Origin of the sequence: Micropruina sp., assembly GCF_047602385.1 — a bacterium.
Classification (GTDB): domain Bacteria; phylum Actinomycetota; class Actinomycetes; order Propionibacteriales; family Propionibacteriaceae; genus Micropruina.
In genome coordinates this window covers 532306-545531 of record NZ_JASGHL010000003.1, presented here as the reverse complement: position 1 = coordinate 545531, position 13226 = coordinate 532306, and the positions used below count along the sequence as shown (strand labels likewise).

Below are 13226 nucleotides of genomic sequence, written 5' to 3'. Positions count from 1 at the left end.
GGGGAATCTGCGTTCCCGCCACCCCGTCCCCGTACGGTGAACCCCATGTCTTTCGCTGTGCCGACGCGGGCCGGCCTCACCGCCGCGTGGAACGAACGGCGGCTGCTCTGGGCGGCGCATCCCGGACTTGGCGCGTTGATGACCGCTGCCCAGGTGGCGCCCGCGATGGCGAAGCTGCCGCGCGTCGGCTGGGTGGTCCGCGATCCCCGGCTGATCCGGAAGATCCTGCTCGACCACTCCTCGACCACCCTGCTCGGCGAGGGCGGCGTCGGACACCTGTGGGCACAGCTGCTGGGAGACTGGGTGCATGACTCGTTCGACGGACCCGGCCATCTGCGGCTGCGCACCCGAGCGAAGGACCTGTTCAGCCAGGCGCGAGCCGAAGCCACCGTGGCCGCGGCGGCGGGGGACCTGCTCGCCGGTGTGACCGAACGGCTCCGCTCCGGCGAGGCGGTGGACGCCGCCGATGTCGGCCGGGTGATGGTCGGGCGGCTGATCTCCCAGCTTCTTGGGCTGGACGCGGCGCCGTTCCGCGGCCGCGCCGCCGCGTCCGGTCTGGACTTCGACGGAAACGGCGCCTACCGGGCGATCTTCGCCGAGGCCGAGGAGCTGACCAAGGTCGCGGTCGGCACCACCGGCGACACCAGGCTGAGCCCGGACGCGATCGCGCATGCCCGGCGGATCATCGCCGAGTTGACCAGTGGCGTGCCCGAGACCTACCGCTGCGCCGGGCCGGAGACCCTGCTCGGCCGCTGCCGTCAGTTGGGCCTGTCCGAGACCGAGGCCGCCGGCCTGGCCACCTTGTTGCTGGTGGCTGGCACCGGTACCGCCTCCAGTGCGATCGGGCGGACCACCGCCTTGCTGGCCGACAGCGGTGAGGTCCGGCGGCTGGCCGCGGCGACCGGTACCGAGCGGGCCGAGCTGCTGGAGGTCGCCATCCGCGAGGGGCTGCGGGTGACCAGTCCGGCCCCGATGATCGGCCGGCACGTCCGCGCCGACTTCGATGTGGACGGACGCCGCCTGCGGGCCGGTGATCGGGTGGTGGCGTTGGTCTACGCGGCCAACTCCGGGGCGGGTGGCTTCTCGCTGGACCGCGGTTACCTGCCCGAGACCCGGCAACTCTGGTTCGGCGCGGGCCGCCACCTGTGCCTCGGCTCGTCCCTGGCCAAGGCCGAACTGCGGCTGGTGCTCGGCTCGTTCCTGGACGCCGGTGCCTGGCGGGTGATCGAGCGGACGCCGGCCTGCGGCGTCCTGATCCCGGCCTACCGGCGGCTGCTGATCCGGGCGGCCTGAGCAGACTCGAACCAGGGAGTCACTCGTCCCTCAGCGATCGGCTCCCGCGTTCCGGGGTGAAGCCGGGCTGCTCAGCCGGGCCAGAGCGTGGTCATCAGGTCATGAGCAGCATCGGCGCGGGCCGCCTCGACATACAGTCGGACGCCGCCGTCCGGTAACCGTACCGCACTGGCATAACGCAGCGCGCCGTCCGACAGCGGCGAGCTCGCTACCGGGCCGTCCCCGACCGGCTCCAGCTGCCCGGCATCGTTCGCCTGCGCGATTCCGGTGCGCTCGTGCCAGTTGGACGCCGCGTCCGGACGCCCGTCGTACAACACCAGCAGGGGGTCGAGGGAGAGCACGGTGGTCACCCGGGTGCCGCGGGCGTCCCAGCCGGCTCCGGTGGGGGCGAGCGCGACGCCGTGATCGGTCCAGGTCAGGCCGTCGGGGCTGGTCAGGTACCGGGTGGTCATCCGGTCCTCGGCACCCGGGACGTCCAGCGGATGACAACACAGCCACAGCCGCCAGGTCTCGCCGTCGCGGACGATCACTGGGTCCTTCACTCCGACGTGATCGCTGCCGGGAAGCACGACGGTGCGGCGTCCGGACGGCAACTCCTCGGGGCTGGCCGCGTCGACCGCTTCCACCCACCAGTGCTTCGAGCCCCGGGTCGCGCAGGAGAGATACAGCCGCCAGCCGCCGTCATCGAGCCGGGCCAGCGCGGGCCGCTCGAACGACTCGGCGCCGAAGGCGTCCCGGTGCAGTTCGGTGACCGTCTCGAAGGCGACGCCGTCGCGCGAGCGGGCGACCACGGTGGTCACACCACGGCCGGCGTCCAGCGGTCGCCGAACCCGGTAGGCCAGCCAGAACCAGCCGTCCGACCAGATCGCCGCCGGCGCCCCGGACCAGTTGCCCGGTCCCGCGCCTGGGGCGGCGACGACGACCGTGCCGTCGGTGAACAGGGACTGCAGGCGAGCGGCCAGGGACATGGCGCTCAGCGTAGAGCCGTCTCGGCGCGACTCCCGGCATCGGGGCCAATCAAGGATCCGGATCTGGCTGGGCTGTTCCGGCCCGATCCGGATCCTTATCTGGGGGAGGGATTCCCGGGAAGCGATCAGTACGATGTCCGGGTGCTCGCCGTCCTGGATCCCGTGCGGCAGCGGCTGAGCCGTCCGGCCCCCACGATCGTGATCGGCATTCTGGGCACCCTGTTGATCGGCTGGGGGAGCTGCCATCCCGAGTTCGCGCACGGTCCTCACGGCTGGCCGTCGGCAACCGTGAACGCGATCGGGTCGGCGCTGCCGATGCCCGTCAACCGGGTGGCGATCGTGGCCGGCGTCGTGCTGGTGGTGGCCGTCTGGTGGCTGCTGCGACCTGCCCCCGCCGCCGGATCGGCATCCTCGCAACCGGCCTATCGCCGCCGGCTGCTCACGGCCCTGGCGTTGTGGAGCCTGCCGTTGCTGCTGGTGCCACCGGTGCTCTCGGCCGACGCGGTGCTCTACGCCGACCTGGGCTGGATCGTGCATCAGGGCCAGAACCCCTACCTGGTCGGCCTCACCGGTGCGGGCGGGCCATACGCCCCGCACGTCGATCCGCTGTGGGCCGGCAACGGCGTCGCCTACCCGCCGCTGGCGCTGCTGACCAACGCGATCGTGGTCACGCTCAGCGGGTTCTCCAGCTATGGCGGGATCATCGCGATGCGGCTGCCGGTACTGCTGGCGCTCGCGCTGATCGCCTGGGTGGTGCCCCGGCTCGCCCGCCAACTCGGCCTGGACGCCGATCGCGCGCTCTGGTGGGGGATGGCGAACCCGCTTGTGGTGGTGCATTTCATCGGCGGAGCCCACAACGATGTGCTGATGGTCGCGGCAGCCCTGGTGGGGATCTGGCTGGCGATCCGGCGTCCGGGATGGGGCTGGGGCCTGGTCGCCGGGCCGGCCGTGATCGGCCTGGCGATGGCGTTCAAGCCGCAGGCCGGCCTCGCCGTGCTGGCTTGCGCCGGGCTGCCGGTCGCCGCGCGGCTGGCGTCGGAGCCGTTGCTGGGGCGGGTGCTGCTGCTGGCCAGGCGCAGCGTCGTCGCGACCGGCGTCGCGGTGCTCGCCTTCGTGCTGATCTCGCTCGCCTCGGGACTCGGGTTCGGCTGGACGAAATGGCTCTCCCTGATGGGCAAGGCAGGCACCGCCGCGCCGTTCTCGGTGCTCGCGCAGGTGGGGGAGAAGCTCATCGAACTGAACGGCGGCGACCCCACCGGCTGGCTACGGCTGATCGGGGCGGTCTCCACACTCTCGCTGCTGGCGGTACTGGGGTGGGTGCTGATCCGGTTCGCCGACCGCCCGCTCGCGGCGGTGGCCTGGGGGTCGCTCGCCGTCAGCGTGCTCGGCCAGTCGATGCACCCGTGGTACGTCCCCTGGTCGCTGGCGCTGTTGTCGCTGGTCCCGCTCAGCACGCGTCGAATTCCGCTGGGTCACGGGTTTCGCGGTCGCCTTCCTGGTCTGGAACGCGATCCAGACCGTGGTCTGGCATTCGGTGGTGTGAGCCTCGGAGCGGTCACACCGAGGCCCGGAGGCGCTGACTACTCTGGGCTGATGCGCATCGCCATCGCCGGTGCGTCCGGGCTGCTCGGACGCGCGACCGCCGCCCACCTGCGTTCCGCCGGACATGAGGTGCTCGCCCTGGTCCGCCGCGAGGCGTCCGGACCCCACGAGCGGCGCTGGGACCCGGACGCGGGACGGATCGCGGCCCCCGGGGTCGACGACGTGGACGCGGTGATCAACTTCTCCGGCGCCGGCATCGCGGACGTCCGGTGGAGCACCGAACGCAAAGCCGAACTGCGCAGTTCGCGGCTGAACAGCACCACCACGCTGGCGGCCGCACTGGATCCGCGAGGTCGCTGCCAACGGCTGCTGAACGGTTCGGCGATCGGCTACTACGGCGACACCGGCGAAACCATGGTCGATGAGCGGACCCCCCAGGGCGCCGGTTTCCTCGCCCAGCTGGTCGCCGACTGGGAACGCGCGGCGCACGCTGCCCCGGTCCCGACCGCGTTCCTGCGCACTGGGCAGGTGCTGACGCCGGAGGGCGGATTCCTGGGCAAGCAGCGACTGCCGTTCACGCTCGGACTGGGTGGACGGATCGGCTCCGGCCGGCAATTCCTGTCCTGGATCCACATCGACGACTACACCCGCGCGGTCGCCCACCTGCTCACCTCCGCGCTGACCGGGCCGGTCAATCTGTGCGCGCCCAATCCGGTGACCAACGCGGAGTTCACCGACGCTTTCGCCCGCGCCCTGCATCGGCCCGCGCTGATCCCGATCCCGCTGCCGGCGCTGCGGCTGATGTTCGGCTCCGAGATGGTGGAGGAGGCGCTGCTCAGCGGCACCCGCGTCCAGCCCCGGCGGCTGCTCGACGACGGCTTCACCTTCGACCATCCCCGGCTCGCCGAGACCCTGGCCGACGTCGCCTGACGTCCCGCGGGTCGAGGGTGCCGAAAGCCCCGCTGGTCGAGCGTGTCGAAACCCTTCGGTGACCAACGGCAGCGCATTGGACGCGGCCGGGCCGTCCGGTCGCGCGGCATAGACTGACCATTCCGCGCGATAGGAGTGGTGCCTCGATGTCCTCGTCCGATCTGACCTCGGCCGGCGTGCCCGCGCCGTTCGCGACGCTCGGCCTCACCTTCGACGATGTGCTGCTGCAGCCCAATGCCAGCGACGTCATCCCGTCCCAGGCCGACACCTCCACGCTGGTGTCGAAACGGATCCGGCTGAACATCCCGCTGCTGAGCGCCGCGATGGACACCGTCACCGAGGCCCGGATGGCGATCGCGATGGCTCGCGAGGGCGGCATGGGCATCCTGCACCGCAACATGCCGGCCGACGAGCAGGCGTCCCAGGTCGACCGGGTGAAGCGGTCCGAGGCCGGCATGGTCGATCAGCCGATCACCATCACCGCCGACCGCACCATCGGCGAGGTGGACGAGTTGTGCGGCAAATTCCGGATCTCCGGCGTCCCGGTCGTCGACGAGGACATGAAGCTGCTCGGCATCGTGACCAACCGCGACATGCGGTTCGAGGACGACCAGCATCGCCGGGTCGCCGACGTGATGACCCCGATGCCGCTGGTCACCGGCTGGCCCGGGATCACCAGCGACGAGGCGCTGCGGCTGCTGGCCCGGCACAAGATCGAGAAGCTGCCGCTGGTCGACACCGACGGCACCCTGCGCGGCCTGATCACCCTCAAGGACTACGTGAAGTCCGACAAGTACCCGCTGGCCTGCAAGGACGAGCAGGGCCGGCTGCGGGTCGGTGCGGCGGTCGGCTTCTTCGGCGACTCCTGGCAGCGGGCGATGCTGCTGGTCGAGGCCGGGGTGGACGCCATCATCGTGGACACCGCGCACGGGCATTCCACCGGCGTGCTCGAGATGATCGCCCGGCTGAAGTCCGAACCGGCGGCCGCCGGGGTGGACATCATCGGCGGCAACGTCGCCACCTACGCCGGGGCGTCCGCGCTGGTCGACGCCGGCGCTGACGGCGTCAAGGTGGGCGTCGGACCGGGCTCGATCTGCACCACCCGGGTGGTGGCCGGGGTCGGCGTCCCGCAGGTGACCGCCATCCACGACGTGGCCCGGGCGTGCCGTCCGGCCGGCGTCCCGGTGATTGGCGACGGTGGCCTGCAGTACTCCGGCGACATCGCCAAGGCGCTGGTCGCCGGCGCCGATACGGTGATGCTCGGCTCGTTGCTGGCCGGCTGCGACGAGAGCCCCGGCGAGCTGGTGTTCATCAACGGCAAGCAGTTCAAGTCCTACCGCGGGATGGGCTCGCTGGGCGCGATGGCGGCGCGCGGACGCCGGGCGTCCTACTCCAAGGACCGCTACTTCCAAGGCGACGTCACCTCCGACGACAAGCTGATCCCCGAAGGCATCGAGGGCCAGGTCGCCTACCGCGGGCCGCTGGCCGCCGTCGCCTACCAGTTGGTCGGCGGACTGCGACAGTCCATGTTCTACACCGGCGCCCCGACCATCGAACAGCTGCACCAACGCGGCCGGTTCGTCCGGATCACCTCGGCGGGACTACGGGAATCGCACCCGCACGACATCCAGATGACCATCGAGGCGCCCAACTACGCCTCGCCCAACTGACCCCCATCGACCCTGGCGAAGGAGCCTCCATGATCGAGATCGGGCGATCCAAGCGTGCCCAACCGGTGTATTCGTTCGACGACATCGCGATCGTCCCGACCCGGCGCACCCGGCACATCGAGGACGTCCGGCTGAACTGGACGATCGACGCCCTGACCTTCGACTTCCCCATCGTCGCGGCCCCGCAGGATTCGGTGATGTCGCCGGCCACCGCGGCCGCATTCGGACGCCTCGGCGGCCTCGGCGTGCTCAACCTGGAAGGGCTGTGGACGCGCTACGACGATCCCGAGCCGTTGCTGGCCGAGCTCTCCGCGATCGACGACCAGGTGAGTGCCACCCGGCGGATGCAGGAGCTGTACGCGTCGCCGATCCAGGGCGAGCTGATCACCCGGCGGCTGAACGAGATCCGCGAGGCGGGGGTGCCGGTGGCCGGGGCGCTGTCCCCGGAGAACTGCAAGGCGTTCGCGTCGGTGGTCGAGTCGGCCGGGGTGGACTTCTTCGTGATCCGCGGCACCACCGTGTCCGCCGAGCACGTCAGCCACAGCGTCGAGCCGCTGAACCTCAAGGAGTTCATCTACGCCCTGGACGTCCCGGTGATCGTCGGCGGCTGCGCCACCTACCAGGCGGCGTTGCACCTGATGCGTACCGGTGCGGCCGGCGTCCTGGTCGGTTTCGGCGGCGGGGCGACCAAACGCACCCGCAACGTGCTCGGCGTCGAGGTGCCGATGGCGTCCGCGCTGGCCGACGTGGCGGAGGCCCGCCGGGACTACATGGACGAATCCGGCGGCCGCTACGTACACGTGATCGCGGACGGTGCGCTGGGCCGCTCGGGCGACATCGCCAAGGCGATCGCCTGTGGTGCGGACGCGGTGATGGTCGGGTCGCCGCTGGCCCGGGCGTCCGAGGCGCCGGGGCACGGTTACCACTGGGGGCCGGAGGCCTGGCACCCCAGCCTGCCGCGCGGTGAGCGGGTCAAATTCGGCGCGATCGGCAGCCTGGAGCAGGTTCTGCACGGGCCGTCCCACACCCCGGACGGCACCATGAACCTGGTCGGCGCCCTGCGTCGCGCCCTGGCCACCTGCGGCTACACCGAGGTCAAGGAATTCCAACGGGTGGAGATCGTCGTCCACCGCTGAGGCCGCCGTTGGTCGAGATGTCGAGACCCATCCCACGGGAATAGCGGGCTCTGATTTTCGGCAATAGACGGGTGCGGCGCGGGCGATCTGCCGCTGGGTGCGTGTGTTTTCTGCCGCTCTCGGTGTGTGAGCAGGGTAGTGAGGCCCCAGACCTACTGAGCGACCGGGACGCCGTGCTCGGACGCCACTTTCGCCAGGGTGGCGTCGAAGGTTGCCAGGGTGGCTCCGGTCTCGATCGCGGCGGCCAGTACGCAGCAGTCGGGAAGCTTCAGCGACGTGCTCGCTCGCAGCTTGGCCAGGGCGAGTGGCTGCTCGGTGGGCACGTGCAATTGCTGGACTCCCATGGTGGCGATCTGCTCGCGATAGAAGTCTGCGCGACCGTCTCGTGCGGGGCGGGTAAGCACCTCCGCGAGGGTGATCGGATGGATTGCCAGTTCTTCTTCGGTGTCGAGCAGCTCGAGTGCTCGCGCACTGTGCGCGTCGCGGATCGCGAAATGTGCGATCAGCACGCTGGCGTCGAGGACGATCACTCCGGCCAATCCTTTCGGAGCTCCTCCAAGTAGTCGGGCGGGTAGTCGATGGAGCCGCGGGTTTCCTCGAGGACTTTCCGGCGGGCGGCGCGCCGTTCGGCACGAGCGGCCTCGACCGACTGCGCGCCGGCGGTCATCAGCCGGGCGATCAGTTCGGCGCGTGGCACGCCGGGCCATTCCTTGGCGGCGATCTCCAGCGCGCGAGCGACCGGAGGGGTTCGGGTGACTTGAATCCGGACGAGTGTGGTCGGCATGGACCAAGTGTGTCACCTTCGATCAAGGTGGTACAGGCTCGGACGCCCGGCTGCCATTCCCGCGTCGCTACGATGCGCACATGGCCGCGTCCCCCCTGCCCGCACCGGGCTCAGCGTTCGATTCGTCCCGCGCAGCAAGAGAAGCACTGCTCGCCGGTGGTCGATCGTGTCGAGACCTGAACCTGCGGTCGCTGGCGGGGGTTTCGGCGAGCTCAACCAGCGGTGGCCGCCCTGATCAGCCTTGCCCTGAGGGTTCGGCATCATGACGCATCCCGAACTCGCCCGGATGCGGGCAAGCATCGACAACCTCGACTCGGCACTGATCTACCTGCTCGCCGAGCGGTTCAAGATCACCCGCCGGGTCGGTGAGCTCAAGGCAGAGGTGGGTCTGCCGCCGGCCGACCCGGACCGGGAGGCCCGTCAGATCGAGCGCCTGCGCACCGTCGCCCGGGACGCGCACCTCGACCCCGAGTTCGCCGAGAAGCTGCTGAACTTCATCGTGTCGGAGGTCGTCCGGCATCACGAGCGGATCGCCAGGGAGGCGATCTGACCGCGATCCGCCCCGCGACACGGGCCGACTGGCCGACGCTGGACGTCATCGAGTCGGCGGCTGACGCGCTGTTCGAGGGTGTTCTCGTGCTGCCACCTTCGCCGGGTCTACGCAGCGCGGAACTCGGCGCCCGCGGATTCACCCTGGTCGCGGTCGACGACGATGGCCGTCCGTTCGGTTTCGTCCAGGTGTTGGAGCTCGACGCGCGTTTCCATCTTGAGCAGCTCAGCGTCCATCCGGACCACCAGCGACACGGCGTCGGAGCCGCGCTGCTGGCGGCCGCCGAGGACGGCATCCGGGCCAGGGGAGGGTCGGTGGTCACGCTGCGCACGTTCGCCGACGTCGGGTGGAACGCCCCGTTCTACCGCCGCCACGGCTACGTGGACGCCGAACTGCCGGTGGCGATGGCCGCGCTGCTGGACGCCGAGGAACGGCTCGGACTGCTCCGGGCCGGTGCTCGCGTGACCCTGGCCAAGCAGGTCGCCGAGCATGCCACGCCGCTACCCGCGGTGAGCGTGCTGCCGCTGCGGGACGGCGCCGCCGGGCTTGAGGTGTTCGTCCAGTACCGCGCCTCGACCATGGACTTCGCCGAGGGCGCGGTGGTGTTCCCGGGCGGCCGGGTGCTGCCCGGCGAGCCCCCCGTCACGGTGCCCGCGACGCATGACGTGGCCTGGGTGGTGACCGAGCTACCCGGGCCTGGCGTGCTGGCCGCGGCGGCGATCCGGGAGGTCGCAGAAGAGTGTGGTGTGCTGCTGCGCGCCGAGGAACTGGTGCCATGGGACGACTGGGTCACCCCGCCCGGCGGACGGCGTCGCTTCGACGTGGCCTTCTTCCTCACTGCGGCCCGGTCCGGACAAGACTGGCGGAACACCACCACTGAGGCGGTGCGGACGGTGTGGCGAAGGCCCGGCGACCTGTTGAGCGAGGCGGGGCGAGGTGAGCTCCGGCTGCTGCCGCCGACGCGGACGTTGCTCACCGAACTCGCCGGCCTTCGGGACGTGGCCGAGGCGCTCGCCGCGCGTCCACACATCGTTCCGGTGTTGCACGACCGTGGGCGGCCGCGGCCAGGTCTCGGCTGAGTAGGGATCCCGATCGGGCTGGAACAGACCGGCCCGATCCGGATCCTTGTTTCCCAGTCCTGGTGGGTCGAACTCGTCCCACCCGCAGCCGAGTCCGATCACGTCCCAGGGCAGCTGCTGTCCGAGGTGCGTCACGATCTCGGGATCCTGTCAGGGTGCGCAGCCCAGTGCATGATTTCGGACTCCAGCGCGAAATCTTCGTCTGAAGCCGTCACCGTGTGACGATGCCGAGGTCGTGACGACCAGGGACGGTTCACCAGCGTCGACCGGCCCTGTTACCCGTGCCGGGCTGGGTCGATCGGACGTCCCTAAACCGCGTGCGACGTGATGGTGGCTCGCGACAGTCGAAACCCGTTGCCAGAAGGGGTCTCGACAAGCTCGACACGCTCGACCAGCCCATCCCTAGACGTCGTGCGAGTCGATGGTGGCTCGCGCCAGCCGGATCACGTCCGCGCGCAGGTCGTCCGGGGCAAGCAGGCGGGCTTCGCCGCCGAAGGCGAGGACGATGGCCAACGCGGCGCGGCGGGCGCGGAAGGTGAGTTCGACGACGGGCCACCCCGCGTCCTCGCCGAGCCGCGCGATGGTGGTTCCGGGCGCCAACTGAAACTGGGAGTAGGTGGTGAAGAATCCGACCGCAGCCGGATCGACCGCAACCGTGACGGTGCAACCGGGTCCCCGGTCCTCGAACGCAGCGCGCTGGCGTGCCCAGGCGTCGGCCAGGTTCAGGTCGTCAGGCACCCGAGCGGGCTCGTCCAGCACCATGGCGGTGACGATCCGGGAAACCCGGTAGGTGCGCTGCTGGCCCCGGTGCGCGGCCAGCAGGTACCAGCGTCCGGTGTTCTCGACCAGGCCGTACGGGTCGACCGTCCGGGTGCCGGGCTGGCCATCGCGCCGGGGTGAGGCGTAACGCAGCCGAAGGCGCCGCTTGCGGGTGGCGGCGTCTCGCAGCACGGGCAGCAGCGGCACCTCCTCGGTGGCGGCGAACCAGCGGCGCCGGTCGACCATCACCACCGACGCCAGTGCCTCGGCGGTCTCCAGCGCCGGTCCGGGGACGGTGGCCGACAGCTTGGTGAGCGCTGAGCTCAGCTCGCCGCTGAGCCCGAGATCGGCGGCCGCTGTGCCCGACGTCCAGGCGAACAGGGCCTGCGCCTCGCCGGGACTCAGCCCGCTGACCTCGGTGCGGTAGCCGTCCAGCAGCGAGCAGCCGCCGTTGCGACCTCGGTCGGTGTAGACCGGGACGCCGGCCGCCGAGAGGGCCTCCATGTCGCGCAGCACGGTGCGTTCGGAGACTTCGAGGATCTCGGCCAGCCGGCGTGCGGGCAGCCGTCCGTGCCGCCGCAACAGGGCGAGGATCTGCAGCAACCGGTCGGCTCGCACATTCTGAATCCTGCCACTAAAACCGGACAGAAGATGTCTGGTTAGCTCACCAAGATGGAGTCATGAACGAAACCCAGACCCTGCCGGACACCCGGCCCCTGTTCCGCTCCGCACTCGCCCAGATCGCGCCGCTGGTTGACGCGTTGACCAGCACCGATCTCGACCGGCCGACGCCCTGCTCGGAATGGACGGTCCGCGATCTGCTCAGCCACCTGGTCGCGGTCGAGGACCGCATCGTCCACATCGCCGGCGGCGGCAAGCCCTTCGAGGTGCCGTCCATCGTCGAGGGCATCGCCGACACCGACTGGTCGGACGCCTGGCGCACCCGCGTCGCGCCGCTCCAGGACGCCCTGGCCGACGACGCCCTGCTGGGCCGCGAGTGGGTGCATCCTGCCGGCGTCATGCCCGGCTTCCAGGCGATCGCCATCTACGCCAGCGAACTGGCGGTGCACGCCTGGGATCTGGCGCGTGCGGTCGGCCGGGACAGCGAACTCAACCAGGAGATCGCGGCGGCGGTCGTTGGCCCGATGACCGGCGCTCTTCCCGCCGAACCGCGCGGAGCCGAGATCGGCATTCCGTTCGGACAGGTGGTCCCGGTTGCCGACGATGCACCCGCGTACGCCCGGCTGGTCGGTTGGGTCGGACGCGACCCCGAGTGGACGCCCCAGTCCTGACTCAGCTCGTCAGCTAGCGACCGATTCGGGAGGCGTTTCGCCTTATCAGGGGTGAACAGGTCCGAAATCGGTCGCTAGCTGACGAGCCGACTTGTCGAAACCAAGCCGGTGAAACAGGGTCTCGTCTTGACCGGAGGTACCGTCCCCGGTGACCAGCGGTACCGTCCCCGGTGACCAGCGGTACCGTCCCCGGTGACCAGCGGTACCGTCCCCGGTGACCAGCGGTACCGTCCCCGGTGACCAGCGGTACCGTCCCCGGTGACCAGCGGAACCGTCCCCGGTGACCAGCGGAACCGTCCCCGGTGACCAGCGGACCGTCCCCGGTGACCAGCGGTACCGTCCCCTATGGTCGCCAAAGTTGGGAACGAGCTCGACCGAGAGGCGTCCGGCTGGGACGCAATCGGAAAGCGGAGTGGGCTGCACCCCGTCGGGGTGTGGCGGGCGTGAGGCGACGCTCGTCCCCTGCCGGACGGCGCACCCGAATGACCAAGTAGGACGAGCAGCGCCCCGGGCGGGACGGGGTGCAGCCCACTCCGCGGAGGCACACGCAACAATCGCAACCCAGCCACCGCAGGGTCTCCATGAGCTCGACCAACGGCAAGTCCAGGCACCGCAGGGTCTCGACGAGCTCGACCGACGACGAGCACGAGCGCAGAACTCAGGCGATGACGTCGCCGGCGGTGGTGTTCGCCGGGATGCCGGTCACCACCGAGCCGGGCGGGACGTCCTTCACGACGAGTGCGTTGGCGCCGACCTTGGCGCCGTCGCCGATGGTGATCGGCCCGATGATCTTGGCGCCGGCACCGAGCAGGACGTTGTTGCCGATCGTGGGATGCCGCTTGAACCGGCCGCGGGAGCGTCCGCCCAGGGTGACCTGGTGGTACATCAGCACGTCGTCGCCGATCTCGGCGGTCTCACCGATCACCACTCCGTTGCCGTGGTCGATGAAGAACCGGCGGCCGATCACCGCACCCGGGTGGATCTCCACCTGGGTCAGCGTCCGGGACACCTGCGACAGCAGCCGGGCCAGTGGCCGCAGCACCGGGCTGGTCACCCACAGCTTGTGGCAGAGCCGGTGCACCCAGACCGCATGAACGCCCGGGTACGCCAGCCCCACCATCAGCTTGCTGTGCGCCGCTGGATCTTCCCGCAGCGCGGTGTCCAGATCCTCGTTCAGTCGGAACCGCGCCGACGAGATCAGGGCACGAAGTGTCATCGACGCA

12 protein-coding genes are annotated in these 13226 nt (G+C 70.5%); 7 read left to right on the top strand and 5 right to left on the bottom strand.

Going from position 1 to position 13226, the window contains the following annotated elements:
• Positions 1 to 45 precede the first annotated feature (45 nt).
• Positions 46 to 1293, top strand: a complete 1248-nt coding sequence (locus QM711_RS12080; protein ID WP_415099638.1) for a cytochrome P450 — start codon at positions 46 to 48, stop codon at positions 1291 to 1293.
• 71 nt (positions 1294 to 1364) lie between these two features.
• On the opposite strand, the gene QM711_RS12075 is transcribed toward QM711_RS12080, so the two are convergent.
• Positions 1365 to 2261: a hypothetical protein gene (locus QM711_RS12075; RefSeq protein ID WP_415099636.1), complete on the bottom strand. Its 897-nt coding sequence runs from the start codon at positions 2259 to 2261 to the stop codon at positions 1365 to 1367.
• Positions 2262 to 2402: 141 nt separating this feature from the next.
• Here QM711_RS12075 and QM711_RS12070 point away from each other — a divergent pair, with 141 nt between their 5' ends.
• The 3 genes from QM711_RS12070 (at position 2403) to QM711_RS12060 (ending at position 7539) form a co-directional block, all read left to right on the top strand.
• Complete coding sequence (locus QM711_RS12070; protein WP_415099634.1) at positions 2403 to 4733, top strand: TIGR01777 family oxidoreductase; 2331 nt, start codon at positions 2403 to 2405, stop codon at positions 4731 to 4733.
• Between the two features lie 146 nt (positions 4734 to 4879).
• Positions 4880 to 6403 carry an IMP dehydrogenase gene (guaB, locus tag QM711_RS12065; RefSeq protein ID WP_415099632.1) on the top strand — a complete coding sequence of 508 codons (1524 nt, stop codon included), beginning with the start codon at positions 4880 to 4882 and terminating at the stop codon, positions 6401 to 6403.
• A 29-nt stretch (positions 6404 to 6432) separates the two neighbouring features.
• Positions 6433 to 7539, top strand: a complete 1107-nt coding sequence (locus QM711_RS12060) for a GuaB3 family IMP dehydrogenase-related protein (RefSeq protein ID WP_415099630.1) — start codon at positions 6433 to 6435, stop codon at positions 7537 to 7539.
• Between the two features lie 152 nt (positions 7540 to 7691).
• Here the strand turns inward: QM711_RS12060 and QM711_RS12055 are convergent, their stop codons facing one another.
• Complete coding sequence (locus QM711_RS12055) at positions 7692 to 8069, bottom strand: type II toxin-antitoxin system VapC family toxin (RefSeq protein ID WP_415099628.1); 378 nt, start codon at positions 8067 to 8069, stop codon at positions 7692 to 7694.
• Positions 8066 to 8323: a hypothetical protein gene (locus QM711_RS12050; protein WP_415099626.1), complete on the bottom strand. Its 258-nt coding sequence runs from the start codon at positions 8321 to 8323 to the stop codon at positions 8066 to 8068. Before QM711_RS12050 ends, QM711_RS12055 begins: the two co-directional genes overlap by 4 nt.
• Positions 8324 to 8585: 262 nt before the next feature.
• On the opposite strand from QM711_RS12050, the gene QM711_RS12045 reads away from it, so the two are divergent.
• Positions 8586 to 8873 carry a chorismate mutase gene (locus QM711_RS12045; RefSeq protein ID WP_415099624.1) on the top strand — a complete coding sequence of 96 codons (288 nt, stop codon included), beginning with the start codon at positions 8586 to 8588 and terminating at the stop codon, positions 8871 to 8873.
• A gap of 86 nt (positions 8874 to 8959) precedes the next feature.
• Complete coding sequence (locus QM711_RS12040; RefSeq protein WP_415099622.1) at positions 8960 to 9952, top strand: GNAT family N-acetyltransferase; 993 nt, start codon at positions 8960 to 8962, stop codon at positions 9950 to 9952.
• A 402-nt stretch (positions 9953 to 10354) separates the two neighbouring features.
• On the opposite strand, the gene QM711_RS12035 is transcribed toward QM711_RS12040, so the two are convergent.
• Complete coding sequence (locus tag QM711_RS12035; protein WP_415099620.1) at positions 10355 to 11329, bottom strand: helix-turn-helix transcriptional regulator; 975 nt, start codon at positions 11327 to 11329, stop codon at positions 10355 to 10357.
• 62 nt (positions 11330 to 11391) lie between these two features.
• Here QM711_RS12035 and QM711_RS12030 point away from each other — a divergent pair, with 62 nt between their 5' ends.
• Positions 11392 to 12003: a TIGR03086 family metal-binding protein gene (locus tag QM711_RS12030; protein ID WP_415099618.1), complete on the top strand. Its 612-nt coding sequence runs from the start codon at positions 11392 to 11394 to the stop codon at positions 12001 to 12003.
• Positions 12004 to 12661: 658 nt separating this feature from the next.
• Here the strand turns inward: QM711_RS12030 and cysE are convergent.
• Positions 12662 to 13219 carry a serine O-acetyltransferase gene (cysE, locus tag QM711_RS12025; RefSeq protein WP_415099616.1) on the bottom strand — a complete coding sequence of 186 codons (558 nt, stop codon included), beginning with the start codon at positions 13217 to 13219 and terminating at the stop codon, positions 12662 to 12664.
• Positions 13220 to 13226: the final 7 nt, after the last annotated feature.